Annotated in this window: 13 protein-coding genes and 1 pseudogene; 2 read left to right on the plus strand and 12 right to left on the minus strand. The window is 64.7% G+C overall.

Annotated elements, in window-relative coordinates; all coding sequences use genetic code 11:
• Nucleotides 1-252 precede the first annotated feature (252 nt).
• The 3 genes and pseudogenes from QJT82_RS09340 to QJT82_RS09350 all read right to left on the minus strand — a co-directional run bounded on the left by QJT82_RS09340 (nucleotide 253) and on the right by QJT82_RS09350 (nucleotide 4,254).
• A pseudogene (locus QJT82_RS09340) lies at nucleotides 253-1,556 on the minus strand (HlyD family type I secretion periplasmic adaptor subunit).
• A complete protein-coding gene (locus QJT82_RS09345; protein ID WP_028339140.1) occupies nucleotides 1,553-3,304 on the minus strand; it encodes a type I secretion system permease/ATPase in 1,752 nt (583 codons plus the stop codon). Before QJT82_RS09345 ends, QJT82_RS09340 begins: the two are co-directional and overlap by 4 nt.
• 149 nt (nucleotides 3,305-3,453) lie before the next feature.
• Entirely contained in the window at nucleotides 3,454-4,254 is an 801-nt protein-coding gene (locus QJT82_RS09350; RefSeq protein ID WP_028339141.1) for an acyl-CoA thioesterase domain-containing protein, read from the minus strand.
• A gap of 109 nt (nucleotides 4,255-4,363) precedes the next feature.
• Between QJT82_RS09350 and QJT82_RS09355 the strand changes: the two genes are divergently transcribed.
• Nucleotides 4,364-5,272: a LysR substrate-binding domain-containing protein gene (locus QJT82_RS09355; protein WP_028339142.1), complete on the plus strand. Its 909-nt coding sequence runs from the start codon at nucleotides 4,364-4,366 to the stop codon at nucleotides 5,270-5,272.
• A 1-nt stretch (nucleotide 5,273) separates the two neighbouring features.
• Here the strand turns inward: QJT82_RS09355 and QJT82_RS09360 are convergent, their stop codons facing one another.
• From QJT82_RS09360 to QJT82_RS09390, 7 genes are all read right to left on the minus strand, one after another.
• Nucleotides 5,274-6,251 carry an ABC transporter ATP-binding protein gene (locus tag QJT82_RS09360; protein ID WP_028339143.1) on the minus strand — a complete coding sequence of 326 codons (978 nt, stop codon included), beginning with the start codon at nucleotides 6,249-6,251 and terminating at the stop codon, nucleotides 5,274-5,276.
• Nucleotides 6,248-7,660: an Asp-tRNA(Asn)/Glu-tRNA(Gln) amidotransferase GatCAB subunit A gene (locus QJT82_RS09365; RefSeq protein WP_028339144.1), complete on the minus strand. Its 1,413-nt coding sequence runs from the start codon at nucleotides 7,658-7,660 to the stop codon at nucleotides 6,248-6,250. Before QJT82_RS09365 ends, QJT82_RS09360 begins: the two co-directional genes overlap by 4 nt.
• Complete coding sequence (locus QJT82_RS09370) at nucleotides 7,657-7,866, minus strand: hypothetical protein (protein ID WP_028339145.1); 210 nt, start codon at nucleotides 7,864-7,866, stop codon at nucleotides 7,657-7,659. The genes QJT82_RS09365 and QJT82_RS09370 overlap by 4 nt, the downstream gene beginning before the upstream one ends.
• A complete protein-coding gene (locus QJT82_RS09375) occupies nucleotides 7,863-8,936 on the minus strand; it encodes an oligopeptide/dipeptide ABC transporter ATP-binding protein (RefSeq protein ID WP_028339146.1) in 1,074 nt (357 codons plus the stop codon). Before QJT82_RS09375 ends, QJT82_RS09370 begins: the two co-directional genes overlap by 4 nt.
• Before the next feature lie 3 nt (nucleotides 8,937-8,939).
• Nucleotides 8,940-9,827 (minus strand): ABC transporter permease, encoded by an 888-nt coding sequence (locus tag QJT82_RS09380; protein WP_196238123.1) that lies wholly within the window; start codon nucleotides 9,825-9,827, stop codon nucleotides 8,940-8,942.
• Nucleotides 9,828-9,829: 2 nt separating this feature from the next.
• A complete protein-coding gene (locus QJT82_RS09385; protein ID WP_028339148.1) occupies nucleotides 9,830-10,783 on the minus strand; it encodes an ABC transporter permease in 954 nt (317 codons plus the stop codon).
• Nucleotides 10,784-10,980: 197 nt separating this feature from the next.
• The gene (locus QJT82_RS09390) at nucleotides 10,981-12,600 is read right to left on the minus strand and encodes an ABC transporter substrate-binding protein (protein ID WP_245288647.1); all 1,620 of its coding nucleotides are present in this window, start codon (nucleotides 12,598-12,600) and stop codon (nucleotides 10,981-10,983) included.
• Nucleotides 12,601-12,842: 242 nt separating this feature from the next.
• Between QJT82_RS09390 and QJT82_RS09395 the strand changes: the two genes are divergently transcribed.
• On the plus strand, nucleotides 12,843-14,450 hold the full coding sequence (locus QJT82_RS09395; protein WP_028339150.1) for an ABC transporter substrate-binding protein: 1,608 nt from the start codon (nucleotides 12,843-12,845) through the stop codon (nucleotides 14,448-14,450).
• A gap of 144 nt (nucleotides 14,451-14,594) precedes the next feature.
• Here QJT82_RS09395 and QJT82_RS09400 read toward each other — a convergent pair whose 3' ends face one another.
• Nucleotides 14,595-16,829: an adenylate/guanylate cyclase domain-containing protein gene (locus QJT82_RS09400; RefSeq protein ID WP_028339151.1), complete on the minus strand. Its 2,235-nt coding sequence runs from the start codon at nucleotides 16,827-16,829 to the stop codon at nucleotides 14,595-14,597.
• Nucleotides 16,830-16,927: 98 nt separating this feature from the next.
• Nucleotides 16,928-21,076 carry a VCBS domain-containing protein gene (locus tag QJT82_RS09405; RefSeq protein WP_028339152.1) on the minus strand — a complete coding sequence of 1,383 codons (4,149 nt, stop codon included), beginning with the start codon at nucleotides 21,074-21,076 and terminating at the stop codon, nucleotides 16,928-16,930.
• Between the last annotated feature and the right edge of the window lie 427 nt (nucleotides 21,077-21,503).

The raw sequence follows: 21,503 nt of genomic DNA on the forward strand, positions 1-21,503 counted from the left end.
GACCCGGGACCCATAACCACCGATGGCCATTGACGATGGTCCGCTCGAGCCACAGCCTGCTTCAACAACTCGATCCTGTGGTTATGGGTCCCTGCTTTCGCAGGGACGACGCAAGGAAAGAGCCTGCAACCTGACGAAGACGGCGTAGCCCGGATGAAGCGAAGCGCAATCCGGGGCGGCTATATCCGCAGCACGACTGTTCCCGGATTTCGCTTCGCTCCATCCGGGCTACGAAAGCGGTAACGCGAGAACCTACTTCTCGCGGAACGAGCGCATGAACTGGTCGCTCATCGGCTTCATCAGATAGGACAGCATGGTGCGGTCGCCGGTCTGGACGAAGGCTTCCACCGGCATTCCCGGGATGATCTTCACCAAGTCGGATCGTAGCCATGTCGTTCTGTGAGCCAAGGAGTTGCCAGACATATTTGTCTTCCTAAGACCGCTTGGCCTCCGACTTCGGAGACGCGGGTGACGACGCCGTTCAGCTCCGGCGTGGTGCGCTGGTTGAAGGCGGAGAGCCGCAGCACGGTCTTCTGTCCGACCTGCAGCTTGTCGATGTCCTGCGGATTGACCTTGGCCTCGACCGACAGATCATCGGCCTTCGGCACGATCATCATGATGGCGTCGCCCGCGGTAATGACGCCGCCGACGGTGTGCACGGTCGACTGCAGCACCACGCCGTCCTGTGGTGCGCGGATATCGATACGGCGGAGCTGGTCCTCGGCGGTCACCTTGCGCTCGACGAACTCGCCGATCTTGTCGTTGGCCTCGCGCAGGTCCTTCGAGACCTCCGAGACCATGTCCTTGTCGACCTGGATGATCTGCAACTCGGTCTCGGTGATCTTGCCCTTGGCCTGCGCGCGCGAGGCGATGTATTGCGCGCGCTCGCCGGCGAGCCGCGCCGCGTCGCGCTCCAGTGTGGTCAGGCGGGTGAGCTGCACCAGATGCTGCTCGTAAAGCTGGCGAACACCGACCAGTTCGGTCTTCACCAGCTCGATTTCCTTGTCCTTGGACTTCTCCTGCGCCTCAAGCCCCGAGATCTCCTCGTTAAGCTGGGTGACGCGCTCGCGCAGCTGCGCTTTTTGACCGGTGCGGCCATTGACCCGCACCTCGAACAGCTTGGTTTCGCTCACCATGATGTCGCGAACGTCGGGATCCTTGGCCTGCTCGGTGAGCTGCGGCGGAAAGACGATCTTGTCGCGGCCCTGCTGCTCGGCCTCGAGCCGGGCCGCCCGCGCATAGAGCCCGTTCAGCGTCTTGACCACGATGGCAAGGCTGGCCTTCACGACGGTCTCGTCGAGGCGCACGACGATGTCGCCCGCCTTGACCACGTCGCCGTCACGCACCCGGACTTCGCCGACGACGCCGCCGGTCGGATGCTGCACCTTCTTGACGTTGGATTCGACCACCACGGAGCCCGGCGCGATCAGCGCGCCGGAGATCGGCACCGTCGCGGCCCAGCCGCCGACGCCGCCGCCCAGGACCAGAACCACGACGAGGCCGACGATCAGATGCTTGCGGATCGAGCGATGTGCGTTGCGCGGTTGATCGGTCATGACTTGGCGGCTCCCGCATCCGCGACGATCTTGATCGGCGTCGGCACCGGCGGCGCGGCGCGCTGCAGCACCTGCGCGAGCACGGCTTCCTTCGGCCCGAAGGTCTGCATGCGTCCGTCCTTCAGCACCAGCAGATGATCGACGCCCTCGATGCCGATCGGCCGGTGCGCAACCACAATGACGACCGCGCCGCGCTCACGGGCGCCGCGCACCGCGCGGGTCAGCGCCTCGTCGCCTTCGCTGTCGAGATTGGAGTTCGGCTCATCCAGCACGATCAGGAACGGATTGCCGTACAGCGCACGCGCCAGCGCCACGCGTTGCGCCTGGCCGGCGGAGAGCGCAGTGCCCTGTTCGCCGACCTGGGTGTCGTAGCCCTCGCGCATCTTGATGATCATCTCATGCACGCCGGCCTCCTTGGCCGCCGCGATGATGCCGTCGGACTTGGCGTCGGGATCGAACCGGCAGATGTTCTGCGCGACCGTACCGGCGAACAGTTCGACGTCCTGCGGCAAATAGCCGACATGACGGCCGAGCTGGTCCGACGACCACTGGTCGAGCGCGGCGCCGTCGAGCCGTACCTTGCCCCGCGCCGGCAGCCAGACGCCGACCAGCGCCCGGATCAGCGACGACTTGCCGGAGCCGCTCGGGCCAATCACGCCGACGCCGCTGCCGGCCTCGACGGCGAAGGTGATGTCCTGCACGATGGCGCGCTGATCGCCCGGCGCGACCATGGTCACGGCTTCGACCGAGAGCTTCTTCTCCGGCGCCTGCAACAGGGTCTGCTCGGGACGCGCCGGCATCTGCTGCAGCAGGCGGTTGAGCCGATGCCAGCTCTGCCGGGCGGCGACGAAGCCCTTCCAATGCGCGATCGCGAGATCGACCGGCGCCAGTGCCCGCGCGCTCAGGATCGAGCCGGCGATGATGATGCCGCCGGTGGCCTCCTGATGGATCACGAGATAGGCGCCGACCGCGAGCACGGCGGACTGCAGCATCATGCGCAGCACCTTGGCGACCGCACCGAGCCCGCCGGTGACGTCGCTCGCATGCTGGTTGCCGGACAGATATTCCTCGTTGGCCTCGTTCCAGCGCCTGTTCATGCGGCCGGCCATGCCCATCGCCACCAGCACCTCGGCATTGCGGCGGCTGGAGGCGGCGAGATCGTTGCGCCGCGCCGCGAGCGTCATCGCTTCCTTGGCCGGCGTGCGCGACAAATATTCGGTGATCAGCGTCAGGGTCACCAGGATGATCGCGCCGACCAGCGCCGTGACGCCAAGCAGCCAATGGAAGGCAAAGCAGATCACCATGTAGAACGGCAGCCAGGGCAGATCGAAGAACGCGCCGGGACCCATGCTGCCGAGGAAGGAGCGCACATTGTCGAGGTCGCGCAGCGGCTGCAGGCCCTCGCTGCGATTGCCGGCCATCAGCGGCAGCCGCACGACGGTGTCGAACACCCGTGCGTTAAGCGCTTCGTCGAGTGAGGTGCCGACGCGTCCGAGGATCCGTCCGCGAAGCAGGTCGAGCACGCCCTGGGCGATGTAGAGGACCGCGGCGATGACCACGAGGCCGACCAGGGTGGGAACGCTGCGGCTCGGCAGCACCCGGTCGTAGACTTGCAGCATGAACATCGAACCTGTCAGGTAGAGCAGGTTGATCATGCAACTGATGAGGCCGACGCCGATAAAAGCGCTGCGGCAAGCGCGCAGCGCCTCAGCCAGTTCGGAACGCCGGACAGCGGGCGCGGCTGCCATAAAAACTGATCTCTGCAAAACAAAAGAGTTACGTGATCACCACGTTGTATAGACGTTTGCGACCACCGTCCATTTTAAGTCGCGTGAACCAAAGCATGGTTCGCGGCCTAATTTTGTGATCGCACCGACAGTTGACGGAATAATTAGGGTTAACCGGCCGCGGAACCCTGGCCCTGCGCGGGCGCGCTTCTCGGAAACGGCACGAGAATGACCGACATCGAGACCCGGCCGATCTCGCCATCCACGTCGAGCAATACCCCGCTGCCGACGCCGAGCCCGGCCTCCGGCCGCCAGCGGGCCTCGGCGCGAACGCCGATCCACGCGCCCCGCGGCGGCCTGAACAGTTGCACCGCGAGGTTCGGATTGGGGTCGGCCACCACGTTCTGGACCGGGCGCGCGATGCCGTGGGTCCAATCAGCCGGGCCGAGCACCCGCGCCAGCGGACCGGCGTCCGCAATTACGGCGTGATGCAAGCGAAACCAGGCGGTATCGCCGCCGGCGCGGGCTTCCATCGCATCCATGAACCAGCTGCGGCCATGGCCATGGCCGGCGCGCAGGTTGCGCAACGGAAATGCCGTGGGATCCACCGGATCGGCTGCGCTCCCGTAAAACCCCGGGACCTCGACGGCACGCTCGCGCGACAGCGTCACGCGCACCGTCGCGCAGGGTTGCTCCTCACCGGCCGGCCAGAGCGTGTTGTCGACCACGCTGACCCGGCCGCCTTCGGTCACCACGGTAACGTGCGTGCGCAGTTCCGCCATTGGCGTCGGCCGCAGGAACCAGGCCGCCGCCGAGATCGCGGTGCCCCAATTGCGCGCGGCGGCCATGGCCTCGACCTCGCCGGTCAGCAGGCTTGCGACCGCGCCGCCCTGAAGGCCGGTGAACGGCCCGGCCGCCAGCGCTGCCGGCTTCCAGTGGTGGGGCGTGGCGAGCGGTTCGAAGATGGCCAAGGCGAATGATCCCTGAGATGAGCAGGATTGAGCGTTCGGCCAATCTGATCCAAGAATAGCGGCTATGACAAAAGGCCATTCATCACTTCAGGTGAGCAGGATTCACCCATTGGATGCCCCCGATCCGCGGGCGATCCCGCCGCTGCCGGCGCTGCTCGCCTTCGAGCGCGCGGCCACGCAACTCAGCTTCCGGCGCGCCGCGCGCGACCTGTCGCTGAGCCCGTCGGCGATCAGCCATCAGATCCGCGGGCTGGAAGAGCAGTTCGGCACCAGGCTGTTCGTCCGCGGCGCGCGCCAGGTGCGATTGACCGACGACGGCGAGCGCTACCTTGCAAAAGTGTCGGCCGCGCTGGCGACGCTGCAGGAGGCGAGCCGTGACATGCTGCGGCAACGCGGCGAGGCCGGCGGCGAGTTCTGGATCAGCTCATTGCCGTTCTTCACCAGCGCCGTGCTGCTGCCGGCGCTGCCGGAGTTCAAGCGGCGCCATCCGCAACTGACGCTGCGGATCGAGGCCACCCACCAATATGCCGACTTCAACAGTTCGCGCGTTGATGTCGCGATCCGCTACGGACGGGAACACGCCGCCGGACTGAAGGTCGAGCCGCTGGTGCAGGTCAAAGGAATGCCGGTCTGTACGCCGGCACTGGTCAAGGCAGGTCTTCGGACCCCTGCAGACCTGTCGCGCGAGGTGCTGATCCATGTCACGACGCAGCCGCGGGCGTGGCCGGCCTGGCTGAAGGAGGCCGGGCTGCCGAATCTCGCTCCGCGCGGACATTTGTGGCTCGACAGCGTGCCGGCGATGCTGGAGGCCGCCGAACACGGGCTCGGCGTCGCGATTGCGATCGCGCCCCTGATCAAGGCGCGGCCGGGCTTCGGCAAGCGGCTGGTGGCGCCGTTTGCGTTCGAGGCCGCATACAGCGAGACGATCTACCTGGTCTCCCGCACCGAGCAGGCGCGGGACCGCCGCATCGCCGCGGTGCGGCGCTGGATCACGGACGCGGTCGCTCGCGCGAGCTAGACTAAACCGTGGCGGGCGCCGGCTCGGCCAGGATGCACCGTGCCAAACGGCCGGGCGCGACCTGCACGACCGGCGGCAAGCGCTCGCTGCAGCGCGGCTCGGCGAACTTGCAGCGCGGTGCGAAGGAGCAACTGGACGGCGCGTGATCGAGCGAAGGCGGCGTGCCCGGGATCGTCTCCAGCCGCTGGCCGCGCATCGCGCCGTGAATGGTCGAGGCCAGCAAACCCTTTGCATAGGGATGCACCGGCGAGCGCACGATGTCGCGCAGGGCGCCCTGCTCCACGATCTGGCCGGCATACATCACCGCGACGCGGTCGCAGATCTCGATCGCGACGCCAATGTCGTGGGTGACGAAGATCACCGACATGCCGAACTCGCGCTGCAACTCGCGCAGCAGCAGCAGGATCTGGATCTGCACGGTGGCATCGAGCGCCGTGGTCGGCTCGTCCGCGAGCAGGATCTTCGGCTTGCAGGCCAGCGCCAGCGCGATCATCGCACGCTGGCGCATGCCGCCCGACATCTCGTGCGGATAGGAGTCCAGCCGCCGCTTCGCGGAGGGGATCCGCACCACCTCGAGCATTTCAAGCGCGCGGGCCGTCGCCTCGCGCTCGCTCTTGCCCTCGTGGCGCATCACCGTCTCCGCGATCTGGCGGCCGATGGTGTAGACCGGATCGAGCGCCAGCGCCGGCTCCTGGAAGATCATCGAGACGCTCTGGCCGCGGAATGCGGACAGCGCCTCGTCGTCCATCGCCAGCACCTGCTGGCCCAGCACCTTGACGCTGCCGGAGATCTGTGTGCGCTTCTTCGGCAACAGCCGCATCAACGCGCGCAGCGTCACGCTCTTGCCCGAGCCGGACTCGCCGAGCAGCCCCAACACCTCGCCCTCGCCGAGCGACAGGCTGAGATCGTTCACGGCATGGACCGTGCGATCGCCGGTGAAGCGGATGTTGAGGTTGTTGATCTCGACGAGGTTGGTCATGCGAGCTTGGGCACCCTGGCGTGGAAATCGGTCGCGCGCTGGAAGGCGGCGCCGATCCGGAGCAGAACCGCTTCCTCGAAGGAGCGGCCGATCAGTTGCATGCCGACCGGCAGACCCGTCTTGGTGAAGCCGGAGGGAATCGAGAGCGACGGCAGGCCGAGATAGTTGACCGGGCGGGTGAAGCGCGTCAGCCGCTGCAGCACCGCGTCGGCGCCCGGACCATTGCCGACATCGCTCTCGGCAATCGTGGGCGCCGGCACCGGCGACGACGGCGCAATGACCGCATCGACCCCGTTGACCGCCGCGTTGTGCGCGGCGAGCGCGGGGCCGCGCCAGCGCATCGCCTCAAGATAGGTGACCGCCGGAATGGTCAGGCCGTTCTGCAGCCGCATCAAGACCTGCGCGCCGTAATCCTGCGGCCGCTCGATCATCCAGCGCTTGTGGAAGGCGGCAGCCTCGACCGCGAGCACCAGTTGCGATGCCGAGGAGAGCTGGCGCTGATCGGGCAACTCGACCTTGACGATCTCGGCGCCCTCTTTCTTCAAGGTGGCGATGGTCTCGTCGAGGATACGCGCCACCTCAGGGTCGAGGTCGTCGACATAGAACGACGTCGGGACGCCGATCTTCAGACCCTTCAGCGACTGCTTGGTCGCGGCCAAGTAGTCGGGCACCGGCTGCGTCGACGCCGTCAGGTCCTCCGGGTCCGCGCCGGCCATCAGGCCGAGCAGAAGCGCGCAGTCCTCCGCGGTCTGGGCCAGCGGACCGACCGTATCGAGCGACTGCGACAGCGGCATCGCGCCGGCGCGGCTAACGCGGCCGACCGTCGTCTTCAGGCCGGTGACGCCGCAGAAATGCGCGGGCATGCGCACCGAACCGCCGGTGTCGGAGCCGAGCGCCGCGAAGGTGAGCCGCGCGGCGACCGCCGAGCCCGAGCCCGACGACGAGCCGCCGGTAATGTGCTCGGTGTTCCAGGGATTGCGCACCGCGCCGTAATGCACGTTGTGGCCGGTCGGCCCATAGGCGAACTCGACCATCTGCAACGAGCCGAGGCGGACCTGTCCGGCATCCTTCAGCCGCTGCAGGGCGGTCGCAGTCGTCTTCGGCACGAAGTCGCGGCGAATCAGCGAGCCGCAGGTCACGACCTTGCCGGCGTCGTAATACATGTCCTTGTGCGCCAGCGGCACGCCATGCAGCGCACCGCGACTATTGCCCTTGGCGAGCGCGGCATCGGCCTCGGTGGCGGCGGCCAGCGCCTGCTCGGATTCAACAGCCATATAGGCGTTGAGGCGCGGCTGCCATTCCGCAATGCGATGCAGCACGGCGCGCGTCGCCTCATGCGAGGAAACTTTCTTGTCGGCAATCGCCTTGGCGACCGCGGTCAGCGTCATCAGGGCCGGTTCAGAGCTCATTTCGACACCTTCTCGATCTTCTGCGCGATCTGCGCCAGCAGGAAGCTCGCGGGTTCGAGATCGAAGGGCAGCGTGCCGGAGATCGGTGCGAAGCCGTCGAATGCCGGCCCGATCGAATTGGCGATCCGGGTGGCGACGTCGTCGTCGGCGGGCACGTCGGCGACGTGCGCGATCACCTTGACATCCTTGGGAGTGGGTCTGGTCATGCCGCGTTTTCTCCTTTTGCTTTTGCCGGCGCGCGGCTGTGCCCCGAGCCAGAAATGGCCATGTAGCACGCCGCTTGATGGCCCATTGTATCGAGATCGCTGAGTTTTGGCGTGTCGTTTGCGCAGAGCGGCTCCGCAAACGGACAACGGGTGTGAAACCGGCAGCCCGATGGCGGATCGATCGGATTGGGCGGATCGCCCGAGATCGGCGGCACCTCGGTGCGCCTGTCGGGATCGGATGACGGCATCGCCGCCAGCAGCGCGCGGGTATAGGGATGCGCCGGCGCGTCCCAGACCGCATCGACCGGCCCGAGTTCGACGACCTCGCCGAGATACATCACCAGCACGCGGTCGGAGATGTAGCGGACGACGTTGAGATCGTGGCTGATGAACAGGTAGGTCAGGCCGAATTCGCATTTGAGGTCGGCGAGCAGATTGAGCACCTGCGCCTCGACCGACTTGTCGAGCGCAGAGACCGCTTCATCGAGGATCACGAGCCGCGGCGACAGCGCGAGCGCGCGGGCGATGTTGACGCGCTGACGCTGGCCACCCGACACCTCGTGCGGATAGCGGTTGGCGAAGATCTCCGGCCGCAGGCCGACCTTGCCGAGCAACTCGCGCGCCAGCGTCCGCGCCGTGTCGTCGGCCATGCCGTGGACCTTTGGCCCGAAGGCGATCGATTCCTCGATGGTGAGGCGCGGGTTGAGCGAGGCGTAGCTGTCCTGGAACACCATCTGCACCCCGCGCCGCAGATCGCGCAGCGAGAGCGACGGGCCGACCTGCCGCCCGTCATAGATGATATCGCCGGCATCGCGCGCCATCAGATGCATCAACAGCCGCGCGGTGGTCGATTTGCCGCAGCCGGATTCGCCGACAATGCCGACGGTCTCACCCTTCATGACCGCGAAGGTAACGTCGTCGACGGCGCGCACGGTCTTGCGCGGACTGAACAGGCCGCCGCGCACCGGGAAGTGCTTGGTCAGTCCCTTGACCTGCAGCAGCGGCTGCGCGGCGCCGCCGAGGTCGGCGACCGGCTCCAGCATATCGACGGAGAGATTGGCGTCGCTCATGCTTTAGTTCCTGATGTCCATGGCACTTCGCATACCGTCGCTGAGCAGATTGAAGCAGATCGAGACCGCGAAGATCATCGCGCCCGGCAGCGCCGCGACCCACGGATTGACGTAGATCGCAGTGCGCAGCGTATTCAGCATCAAGCCCCATTCCGGCTCCGGCGGCTTGGTGCCGAGCCCGAGGAACGAGAGACCGGCCGCAAGGATCATCGACACCGAGATCAGGCCGGTGGCGTAGACGAAGATCGGGCCTAGCACGTTGCCGAGCATGTGCACCCGCATGATGGTGAAGGGACCCGCGCCGGACGCGCGCGCCGCCTCAACGAAATCCATGTTGCGGACGCCGGTGGTGACGCTTTCCGCGACGCGGGTGATCTGCGGCACGAACACAATGGTCAGCGACACGATCGAATTGGTGATGCCGGCGCCGAGCGCACCCGAGATCGCGATCGCCAGCAGCACCGAGGGAAAGGCGTAGAACACGTCGACGGTACGCATGATCGCGGTATTGAGCTTGCCGCCGACATAGCCGGCGACGAGGCCGAGCGAAGTGCCGATCACGAACGCCAAGATCACCGGCAGGATGCCGATAACTAGCGACAGCCGTCCGCCATAGATCAGCCGCGCCAGCATGTCGCGGCCGAGCTCGTCGGTGCCGAGCGGATAGCCCGGCGTGCCGATATGGCGGAGACGGCGGATCATCGAGCCCTGATAGGGATCGGCGAGATGCAGCCATGGTGCCAGCAGCGCCGAGGCAAAGATCAGCACCAGGATGATGGCGCAGGCCATGCTGACCTTGTCGCGCCTGATGCGGCGGGCAACCGTCGCCCAATAGCCGCGCGCTTTGCTCGCGGGAGCGGCCTGTAATGCAGTATCTGACATCGCACTCATGGTTAGCTCCGCTTGATGCGCGGATCGATCGCGGCCTGCGCGATGTCGACCAGGAGATTGAGCAGCACGAAGAACAGCGCCAGCACCAGGATCGTGCCCTGCAGCAGCGGCAGATCGCGCTGGAAGATCGCCGAGTTCAACAGCAGGCCTGAACCCGGCCACGAGAACACGGTCTCGATCAGGATCGAGCCGCCCAGCATATAACCGAGCTGCAGGCCCATCACCGCAAGCGCGGTCGGCGCCGCATTCTTGACGACGTGGCGGAACACCTCGGTCTCACGCAGGCCCTTGGCGCGCAGCGCCTCGACGAAATCCTGGCTCAGGATGTCGCCGGTCAGCGCGCGCACTGTGCGGGTGACGATGCCCATCGGGATCACTGAGGTGGTGATCGCCGGCAGCACCAGATAGCGCAGATGCTCCCAGTCCCACGCCCAGGCGCCGGAGCCGCCGGGACCTGCGCCGACCGCGGGCAGCCAGTTGAGCTGCACCGAGAAGATGATGACCAGCACCATGCCGAGCCAGTAATGCGGCAGGGACACGCCAGCTATCGCCACCGAGGTCGCGACCTTGTCGACCCAGGTGTCGCGGAAATAGCCGGCGATCAGGCCGAACAGCAGGCCGAGCGTAAAGCCGATCATCGCGGCCGCGATCGCCAGCATCACGGTGTTGCCGACGGCGCGCATCACCTCGGTCAGGACGGGCCGCCCGGTCGCGATCGAATTGCCGAGATCGCCATGGATCGCGCGCCACAGCCACAGGCCGAATTGCACCGGCAACGGACGATCGAAGCCGTAGGCCGTGCGCAACTGCGCGGCAAGCTCCTGCGAGGCATCGGCCGGCAGCACCGCGACCAGGGGGTCGCCGGGCGTGATGTGCACCAAGAGGAAGCACACCAGCGCCACGCTGAGCACGATCGGAATGACGTAGACGATCCGTCTGGACGTATAGGCGAACACGTTGCGTTCTTTCTTCCTTCTCCCTTGCGGGAGAAGGTGGCGCGCGGAGCGCGCCGGATGAGGGTTTCTATCCGCGGATACAATCATTTCATCTCAGGGAGGCGTGTCCGCGGAGACAACCCCTCACCCGGCTTCGCTCTCGCGAAGCCACCCTCTCCCACAAGGGGAGAGGGTGCACCTGTTGCGCGACTAGCGCCTCACGGCGCGACCGTGACCGGCGAGAAGTCGACGAACCAGCTCTTCGGCTGCACAAAGCCCTTGATCTTCGGGCTCATCGCGCGCGGTGCGACGTCGTGGGCGACATAAAGGAAGGCCGCGTCGTCGACCGAGGTCGCATGCAGCTCAGCGAGCGCGGCGTCGCGCGCCGCCGGCTCGAAGGTCTGGCGGGCCTTCTTCACCAGCTCGTCGAACTTCGGGTTGTTGTTGAAACCCCAATTGTTCGACACCGGCGGCGCCATGCCCGACTGCAGGAAACGCACCAGCGCGAAGAACGGATCCATCGCCGCATAAGTGACGTTGATGGCGTTCGACCCGTTGGCGGTCGGATCCTTGGTGCCGCGCCGCCAATTGGTGAACAGCGTGTTCCACTCGATGACGTCGAGCTGCACATCGAAGTAGCATTCGGCCAACGCCTGTTGCAGATACTCGTTCATCGGCAGCGGCAGCATCTGGCCCGAGCCCGATGCCGAGGTCTGGATCTTGACCGTCAGCTTCTTGTTCGGACCGAAGCCCGCCTCCTGCATCAGCTTCTGCGCGGCCGGCTTGTCGTATTTGATCTGGAAGGTCGGGTTGCCGCGCCAGGGATGGCCGGGCTCGAACGTGCCGGTCGCCGGCACCATCAGGCCGGCAAGCAGGCCGTCACGCAGCCCTTCGCGATCGACGCAGAGATTGGCAGCCTTGCGGACGCGGATGTCGTTCCACGGCGAACCCTCGACGCGCGAGAACTGCCACGGCCAGACATGCGGTTCCTCGTTGGAATAGAGGTTGAAACCCCGCTGCTTGATCTCGGGCAGCGCGTCCGGCGCCGGCGCCTCGATCCAGTTGACCTGTCCCGACAGCAGCGCCGCGGTGCGGGCATTGGCCTCCGGCATCGGCAACAGCACCATCTTGTCGACCTTCGGCACCCGCGCCTTGTCCCAATAATCTTCGTTCTTCACCAGCTCAAGCCGCTCGCGCGGGGTGAAGCTCGACATCTTCCAAGGCCCGGTGCCCGACGCGTCCTTGGCAAACGCGGCCCACGCGGCCTGCGACTTCGCCTTGGCGTCGGCGCCTTCGGCCTTGTCGTAGAATTGCCGCCACTTGGCCGGGCTCGCCATGAACAAATTGGTGAGATTGATCGGCAGGAAGCTGTCCGGCTCCTTGGTGGTCAGCTCCACCGTCATGTCGTCGATCTTGCGCGCCGAGACCAGCGTCGGCATGCGCGAGGCGGTGACGCCGACCTGGCTCGCATCGTATTGCGGCGCGTCCTGCTTCAGGACCTTGTCGACGTTCCAGACCACCGCGTCGGCATTGAACGGCGAGCCATCGTGAAAGGTGACGCCGGGACGCAGCTTGAAAATCCACTTGGTCTTGTCGGTATCGTCGACCTTCCACTCGGTGGCGAGGCCGGGGATCATCGCGCTCGCCTTGTCCGACGAGGACAGGTCCCACATCGTCAGCGCATCATACATCGTAAGCCCGGTGAAGCGATTGCCCTCAAACCCCTGGTCGGGCTGACCGAGCGTGCGCGGAATATCGGCAGCAGTCATGCCAATGCGCAGCACGCTCTCCGCGCTGGCGATCGCCGGCACGCCTGTGGCTATCGCAAGCGCCAGCATGATCGCCGTCGCATTGGTTTTCCTGTTACGCATCTGAGCAGCCCCTTCGAGTCTGGTGACGTTTTGGTGATTATTTCTTGGGCAAGCGTATGCAATGCCTGTGCCAAGGGGAATAGTTCATCAGCAAATAACCGCCGGGCGCGTCATTTCTTCCCACCTCGCGCCTGAACGGAGCGAAGATGCCTATTCTGGCATCATGCTTGCAGGATTTGGCTCCCACATCTTTCCAACGGAGCCTTCATATGCGTGCGCGCAATTCGATCCTGATGGCGGCAATGGCGCTTGCCCTGACCGCGTGCTGGCCGGGGAAATCCGCGCAAGCAGAGTCCATTGTGCGCTACGGCATCTCGATGGCCGACATCCCGCTGACCACCGGCCAGCCCGATCGCGGCGCCGGCGCCTATCAGTTCACCGCCTACACGATCTACGATCCGCTGGTGGCCTGGGAGATGGACGTTGCCGACCGGCCGGGCAAACTGGTGCCCGGGCTTGCGACCGAATGGAAGGTCGACGACAACGACAAGACCAAATGGCGCTTCGCGCTGCGCAAGGGCGTCAAGTTCCACGACGGCAGCGACTTCAATGCCGACGCGGTGATCTGGAATCTCGACAAGGTGCTGAACGACAAGGCACTTCAATTCGACAAGCGGCAGAGCGCGCAGGTCAAGACCCGCCTGCCCTCGGTCGCGAGCTACGCCAAGATCGACGATTTCACCATCGAGATCACCACCAAGACGGTCGACTCCTTCTTCCCCTATCAGATGCTCTGGTTCCTGGTCTCGAGCCCCGCGCAATATGAAAAGCTCGGCAAGGACTGGGACAAGTTCGCCACTCAGCCCTCCGGCACCGGTCCGTTCAAGCTGACCAAGCTGGTGCCGCGCGAGCTCGCCGAGCTGACGAAGAACCCGGACTATTGGGACAAGAAGCGGCTTGCGAAGGTCGACAAGATGATCCTGATTCCGATGCCGGAAGCGCTGACCCGCACCAACGCGCTGCTGGCCGGCCAGGTCGACCTGATCGAAACGCCGGCGCCCGACGCCGTGCCGCAGCTCAAGGCCGCCGGCATGAGGATCGTCGACAACGTGACACCGCATGTCTGGAACTATCACTTGAGCGTGCTGCCGGGCTCGCCATGGACCGACATCCGCCTGCGCAAGGCGCTCAACCTCGCGATCGACCGCGACGCGGTGGTCGGCCTGATGAACGGCCTCGCCAAGCCCGCCAAGGGCCAGGTCGACCCGTCGAGCCCGTGGTTCGGCAAGCCGGCCTTCGAACTGAAATATGACGTCGCAGCCGCCAGGAAGCTGGTGGAGGAAGCCGGCTATTCGAAGGACAAGCCACTGAAGGCGACCTTCATCATCGCCCAGGGCGGCACCGGGCAGATGCTCTCGCTGCCGATGAACGAATTCCTGCAGCAGAGCTTCAAGGAGATCGGCATCGACATCGACTTCAAGGTGGTCGAGCTCGAGACATTATATACGCACTGGCGCAAGGGCGCGGCGGACGAGATGAACGCCGGCATCACCGCCAACAACATCGCCTATGTCACGTCGGATCCGCTCTACGCCATTGTGCGGTTCTTCCATTCCGGCCAAGTGGCGCCGGTCGGCGTCAACTGGGGCGGCTACAAGAACCCGAAGGTCGATGCGCTGATCGACGAGGCCAAGCAGACCTTCGATACCGCCAAGCAGGACGAGCTGCTGGCGCAGGCGCACGCGCTGATCGTCGACGATGCCGCGCTGGTGTGGGTGGTGCACGATACCAATCCGCACGCGCTGTCGCCGAAGGTGAAAACCTTCGTGCAGGCGCAGCACTGGTTCCAGGACCTGACCCAGATTGGGCTGGAGTAAATCTCTGGACCGTCGTCCCGGCGAAGGCCGGGACCCATATGTCGCGGCCGGCGCAATAGGCAAGCGGCCAGACGGCTTTCTAACAACACCCATCTGTGGTTATGGGTCCCGGCCTTCGCCGGGACGACATCGGGCTTGTGACGCCTATTTCGTCGTCAACGCAAACGCGCCGTCCCAGTCTTGCGGCGGCGGCTCCTTCTGGAAGGCGCGGATGCGCGCCTCGTAGAGTCGGTAGAGATATTGCAGCGTCTGCGCCTCGTCGGTCTTGCGGCCGCGTTCGATCGCGGCGAGCGCGCCGTCCCAATCGCGGCCGCGGTAGCAGGCGAGCATCTCGATGGTCAGGTTGCGCAGCCGCTGGAAGCGGCCGGAGTTCGCGACATCCTCGCGGCCGGCAATCGCGTAGATCACCTCGGGCTCCTTCTTGCCCTTGACCATGATGAAATCGAGCTCGAGGATCGCGAACTTCTCCTTCACCGCGAGCGCGGTCTTCGATCCCACGATGATCGGGAAGCCGTACTCCTTGGACTGCCCCTCGAGCCGCGAGGCCAGATTGACGCTGTCGCCGAACACCGAATAGTCGAAGCGCACATCGGAGCCCATATTGCCGACCACGCAGGAGCCGGTGTTGAGACCGACACCGATGTTGAGCGGCACATAGACATGGCCACCGTCCTTCGCCTCCTGCTCGCGCTCACGGTTGAGGTCGTCGACGCGCTCCAGCATGTCGAGCGCCGCATCGCAGGCGTTGAGCTGGTGCTGCTTGTCGTCGAGCGGCGCATTCCAGAACGCCATGATGGCGTCGCCCATATATTTGTCGATGGTGCCCTTGCGGGCGAGGATCGCGTTGGAAAGCGGGGTAAGGAAGCGGTTCATCAGCGCCGTGAGGCCCTGCGGATTGCTCTTGTAGGTTTCCGAGATCGAGGTGAAACCGCGCATGTCCGAGAACATGATGGTCATCTCGCGTTCCTCGCCGCCGAGCACCAGCCGCTCCGGCGACTGCGCCAGCTGCTCGACCAGCGCGGGCGACATGTACTGCACGAATTGCGACCTGATCTGTCGGCGCTGCTGCTGCTCGCGCACGAAGGCGGAGAAGATCAGCGTGAGATAGATCGCCGTGGTCGACATCAGCGGATAGGTGAAGTCGATCAGCAGCCGGTGCTGGGAATAGAAATACCAGGACGTGCCGATCAGCACGGAGGCGAACATCCCGCCGACGGCGACCAGCGTGATCGGACCGAACTTCGGCGCGAAGGCGATGACAAGGAGCCCCATGATCAGCGCGGCGAAGAACTCGATGCCGATGCCGTAATTCGGTTGCGAAACGACATCGCCGGTCAGCGCGCTCTCCAGCACCTGGGCATGAACCTCGACACCGGGCATCGCCGGCGTCACCGGCGTCGTCTTGATGTCGTTCAGCCCGATCGCCGAGGTGCCGATCACGATCAGCTTGCCGGCAATTCGGTCCGGTGAGACGCGCCCGTCCAGCACATCGACGGCCGAGACATAGATCGAGGGATCGCGGCGAGCGTAGTGGATCCAGAGTTGGCCGTGGAGATCGGTCGGGATCGCAAAGCCCTTGAGACCCAGGCTCTTGATACCGGCCTTGTCGGCCTTGATCAGGATCGTGCCCGAGCCGCTCGCCACCCGCAGCATCTCGAAGCTCAGCGACGGCATGGTGATGCCCTGCGCCACCATGATCATCGGCACGCGCCTGACGATGCCGTCGCGCTCCGGCCTGATCGTGAACAGGCCGCGCCCGGCAGCCGCCTCCTCGAGCACCGGCACGTTGCGCAGCAACCCCGGAAACATGAACATGAAAGGCTGCGGCTCCTCGCCGAGCATCGCAAGTCCGGTGACCGGAAGCTTTTCGTTGAGGTCGGCGCGCACGTTGGGCCCGCCGGATTCGCCGAGCACCACGCGCGAGTTCTTGATGGCTTCGGCCATGATGCTGTCGTTGCTCGGCAGCTGCCGCAGCCTGGCGCGCATCTCCTCATCGAGGCTGCTGAAGGTATCGGCGGCGATATCGGGGTTGAGACGGTCCGGCTCGGAGAACACCGCGTCGAACGCGATCACCACGGCGCCGAGCCGGGTGAGATTGGTGACGATGTCGGCGAGCCGCGTCCGTGGCCACGGCCACTGTCCGAGCCGGGGATCGGCGAGGCTCTTCTCGTCGATGTCGACGATGGTGACGGGCCGCGCGGTCTTCTGGCGCGGTTGCAGCGCCTGGAATGTGTCAAACGTCCTGACGCGAAGCTCCTGGACCGGAGCCGGATCCACGATCCGCAGCGCGGCAATGCCGATCAACAGCGCCACGCAGACCAGCCGCGCATAGCCGAAGCGCCGTGCGAACCACCTGCGTATCGCCTTCAGCCGTTTCATGCCATCTGGATATCACGCGCGCAGGATTGTTCCAATCGAGCAAGCACGCAGTGCACAATCAGCCGGACCAGACCCGCGGCGGCACGGCCGCGCGTCCGTCACGTAAAATGAATAATGAAGTCGTTCTGGGACAGGCTCGCCTTGGCGACATTGTGCAATGTGATCGTGTCTGCGCCGTCGACCGTGATCAGCGTATCCGCCGAATTCGTCGGCGATGTCGCAACATGCTGATCGAACCAGGTACTGAAGGTGCTTGCCGAGACGACTGTGGACAGGTCGATCTGGTCCTCGCCTGGCGTGAAGTTCAGGATCGTGTCGTGGTTGAAGTTCGGCGCAAACACGAACTTGTCCTGATAGTCCGACCCAAAGAATATGTCCTTGTCGCCTGTCCCGGTCAGCATCACGGGCTCGGGCCGATCCTGTTGGACGTTGAAGATCAGATTGACCTTGTCGGTCGCGCCGTACCGGTCGGCCACTGTAAGCGTAACCATATCGGTGGAGGGCGCGAATTCGCCCGGATCATAGGTAAGGCCCGCTGAGAGCGTGGAATTGATACCGGCCAGGTCGCCCGCGTGGGACGAGGGTGTGACCGTACTGCTGCTCTTGCCATCAGTCGCCGCTGTCAGGTTGAAAATCTCATCGGCGCCTGCATCGGCATCCGTCACCGTCAGGCCAGTAATCGTGTCGGTCCCGTCGGAATTGTGCAGCACGCCGATATTGTCGGTCTGGATCACGGGCGCGTCGTCGCCATTGACCGTCACCGTCAGATGCCCGGCAGTTCCGAGCGCGCCGTCAAAGGCCGTATAGGTGAACTGGTCCACCGCACTGGTGCCGTGAGGCAGGGCAGCGACCGCCGCAATCTGCGCGGCCGTGACCCCCAGCGTGTAGGTATAAGCGCCGGTCACCGGATCGACGACCAGCTCGCCATAAAGGCCATCGACCATGAACTGATGGTCCACCGCCGCATCGTGCCCGACGCCGGCAATCGAGAGCGTATCGTGTTCGGCATCGCTGTCGTTGCTGAGCAGGTTGCCCGTGACGCTGCCGGTGCTCCCGAAAGTCGTGGCCACGTCGTCCGTCGTCACGGGCGCATCGTTTGCCCCTACAACGTCGATTGTCAGTTGTGCTGCGCCGACGGCGCCATGCACATCGACGGTCTCGATATCGAAGATGTCGGCATAGGTGCCTTTGGCGAGCGCATTGATCGCGATCGCATCCGGAACATAGGTGTAGGTACCGTCGGCATGGACGGTGAGCGAGCCGTACAGGCCCTTGATCGCGACGTCCAGGGTCGGGACGTCATTGTTCACGGCCGCATAGGTCAGCGTCGCGGTCTCGCCGTGATCGACATCGTTGCCATGCAGCGTGCCGGTGAGCGGCCCGAAGCTGTCGTCGGCCGCGGTATCGGTGAGCGTACCGGCATTGACATTGGCGAGCGTCGGCGCGTCGTTGGACCCGATGATCGTGATCGTCACCGGCTGGATCGAGGACACGTGGTTGTTGTCGGTGACCGTGAGGTCGTAGGTGACCGTTAGCGTCTCGCCCAGAGCGAGGAAATCGAAGCTTGCATCGACGGCGCTATAATTGAAGTCCACCGCGCCATGACCGCTGCCTGTGCTGTCGCTGAGCGTCAGGGTAAGGTGGCTCGCCGCCGTCAACGCGTCCCGCTGATCCGCGGTCAAGGTCAGCTGCTGGCCAGCATCCGACCAGCCGAAGCTCGGTGCGGAATAGCTGACCGTATGACGATCACTCAGATCGACATCGGTGAAGGCCAGCGAACCAACTGCGCTGTCAGAATCAACGGTGTCGCCGGTCGTATCAGGAAGCTCGGTAATCTCGTGCACGCCGGCTTTGCCGGAGACGTCGGCCGCGACCACTGGCACGTCGTTGGTGCCCGTGATGGTGATGGTGACGGGCTGGGTCACGACACCGCCGTGGTGGTCGTCGACCTGGATCAGGTAAGTCAGCGTCAACGTCTCGCCGACGGCGAGATAGTCGAAATTCCCGTCGGCGGCCGAGAAAGTCCAGGCGCGCGATCCGGTTACGCCGCCGGTCGAATCCGTCAGCGTGCCGAGCGACATCCAGCCCAGTATCGTTGCCTGATCGGGAAGCCCCGTGGTCACGCCCGTTTCGGTGACGCCGGCCACGGTGACGCTGTGGGTATCGCTGAGATCGACATCGACGAAGGTCACGGTACCGGATGCGGTATCCGGCACGACCGAACCGGTCGTCTCCTCGGCTTCAGTGATGGCGGCCGCCTGGGTCGGCGAGGTGATCACCGGCCTGTCGTCGGTGCCGACGATCGTGATGGTGACCGGCAGCGTGACGACGCCGCCCTGATGGTCGTCGATCTGGATCGTGTAGGTCAGCGTCAGCGTCTCGCCGGCGGCGAGATAATCGAAGCTCCTGTCGGCGGCCGAGAACGTCCAGGAGCGCGATCCCGTCACGCCATCGGTCGAATCGGTCAGCGCGCCCAGCGACAGCCAGCTCAGCACGGTGGCATGGCCGGCAAGTCCGCTGGTGACACCGGCCTCGGTGACGCCGGTGATGGTGACCGCATGCGTGTCGGTCAGATCGGCATCGGTAAATGTCAGCGTGCCGTGCGCCGTATCGGGCTGGGCGGAATTCGTCGTTGCGGCGAGTTCGGTGATCGAACCGGCCTGCGCCGAGGACGTCACCACCGGCGTGTCGTTGGTGCCGGTAATCTTGATCGTGAAGGTCTTGAACGTGGTCTCGTTGTTCGGCGCGAAATTATTGTCCACGCGCGCGACATAGGTCAGCGTCAGCGTTTCCCCGGCGGCCAGGAAGTCGAACGCGCTGTCGGCAAGGTTGTAGGTCCAGGTCGCCGAACCGGCATTCTTGTTGTTCGGATTGGGCTCGAGCAGCAAGGGGATCTCGACGGCCTTGATGGCCGCAAGCTGCGCAGCGGTCAACGATGAGGTGACGTCGCTGCCGTTGGCGTCCCGGTAGCTGAACGCGGAATAGTCGACCTTCGCACTCGGCGTGTCACCGACATTGAGGTCCAGCCATTTGATCTGGCCCGTCGCGGTGTCGAACAGTCCGCTCTGGGTCAGCCCCGACCGCTCGGTAAACACCGCGTCCTGGGTCACGACTTGCGGCGGCCCCGGGATGTGATCGAGCCTGCTGTTGGGAGCGCCGCCGGCCTGAGGTCCGGTCGTGTTGACGAACGTCAGCAGAATGATGATCGGCGCGCCACTGTCGCTGCTGGTGAGCTTGAAGCTGGTCGACACCGGCACGACGCTGTCCGTGAAGTTCGTCGTGAGCTTGGTGTTAGGATTGTTGTTGTCGGTGAACTTCAGCGCGAAGACGTCGGAGATGAGCTTCTGCGCATCGGTCGACAGTTGAGCCGACGAGACGAAGCTGACGCTGCCCTGGCCGTTGACGATGGTCTGGGTGCCGGCCTGATCGACGGTCGCGATCGGATTGAGCGTCGTCTTGTCGAACAGGATGTAGGAGCCGGTGGTGCCATCGGGTTCGACCAGCACCTGGAATTTGGCCGGCGGCACGCCGCCGGTGCCCTGCACGTCGAAATCGATCTCGACCAGCACCGCGGTACCGCGGATGCCCATGGTCGCGACCGGCGTATCGACCTTCATGTCGCCGTGCTTGGCGGTCGCGCCGGCAACGAAGGAGATCGTGCCCGAGACCAGACTCATCAGCGACGAATTGCTCGACCCGTTCGGGTCGTAGATCATCTCGTTCAACACCATCTTCGCGTTCGGGCCGAGACCGAACACGGTGCCGTCGATGAAGGTGATGCCGAGCGTCGAGTCGCCGCCGGACTGCACAACGTCACCCTTGTTGACGTTGTCGCCCTGGTTCAGGACGATCGCGACGCCATTGCGGATGGCCGTGGCGTTCCCGGTCAGCTTGGTAACATGGCCGATGACCTTGGCCGGCTCCGCCGCGCCGCCGGCCTGGGCATATTGGGTATAGCCGGTGAGTGCGCTGACGAGTTCGCCCGTGAGATGCGCGCCGTCAGGCGACGCCAGCGGCGCGCGCTTTTCGCCCTTGAAGTAGTCGTGCAGGACGAGTTCCCGATCGTCCTTCGCGATGACGAGATCGAGCCCGGTCCGCTTGAAGTCGCCGGTGAACAGCAATTGCCCGTCGTCGACGATGATCGCGCCGGGCGGAGCATGCGTGGAGACACTGTCGACGTGCACGTATCCACGGGCATAAGCGTCCGTGTTCGGCAACAGGCCGTCGAATTTCTCGACAAAGTTCACTGCGGATCACCGCACGAGAGTTAATATTGTTAAAATATCCGAATGATTATGCCTGCATATCATCGGATAAAGCTTGGCGAAACCACTCTGTGCTTGCGCAAGGTGGTCCTGTGGTGCGGTTTGACTGGATGTGACTTGGCTCACGCTGTGAAGAGTCGAGTAGTTCCGATTCGCCTGACGGTACCATAAGGTGGGATTTAAGCCAAAATACGTACTGAGCCACGTATTCGTGGTATTGATTGGCATTTCTGTACTTGCCTCTATTTCCCCACAGCCCAGAGCGGGCATTTGACCCCAATTTCCCGGCCAAAGCTGTGACTTAGCTTACAAATCACAGCGGTCCCGTGCGCGGACCGGCCGGGTTAACCAGAAGGCAAGGATGAGTTGCAAAGCAGTGGAAAAAGGTTCGTCGCTTCCTTTCACAAAC

The organism is Bradyrhizobium sp. Mp19 (assembly GCF_029952935.1).
Taxonomy (GTDB): Bacteria; Pseudomonadota; Alphaproteobacteria; order Rhizobiales; family Xanthobacteraceae; genus Bradyrhizobium; species Bradyrhizobium elkanii.

Coding starts and splice junctions, on each gene's coding strand:
- QJT82_RS09360 (WP_028339143.1), bottom strand. CDS start 6,251: ATGACCAACCTCGTCGAGATCAACAACCTCAACATCCGCTTCACCGGC.
- QJT82_RS09345 (WP_028339140.1), bottom strand. CDS start 3,304: ATGGCAGCCGCGCCCGCTGTCCGGCGTTCCGAACTGGCTGAGGCGCTG.
- QJT82_RS09370 (WP_028339145.1), bottom strand. CDS start 7,866: ATGACCAGACCCACTCCCAAGGATGTCAAGGTGATCGCGCACGTCGCC.
- QJT82_RS09365 (WP_028339144.1), bottom strand. CDS start 7,660: ATGAGCTCTGAACCGGCCCTGATGACGCTGACCGCGGTCGCCAAGGCG.
- QJT82_RS09380 (WP_196238123.1), bottom strand. CDS start 9,827: ATGAGTGCGATGTCAGATACTGCATTACAGGCCGCTCCCGCGAGCAAA.
- QJT82_RS09400 (WP_028339151.1), bottom strand. CDS start 16,829: ATGAAACGGCTGAAGGCGATACGCAGGTGGTTCGCACGGCGCTTCGGC.
- QJT82_RS09375 (WP_028339146.1), bottom strand. CDS start 8,936: ATGAGCGACGCCAATCTCTCCGTCGATATGCTGGAGCCGGTCGCCGAC.
- QJT82_RS09395 (WP_028339150.1), top strand. CDS start 12,843: ATGCGTGCGCGCAATTCGATCCTGATGGCGGCAATGGCGCTTGCCCTG.
- QJT82_RS09390 (WP_245288647.1), bottom strand. CDS start 12,600: ATGCTGGCGCTTGCGATAGCCACAGGCGTGCCGGCGATCGCCAGCGCG.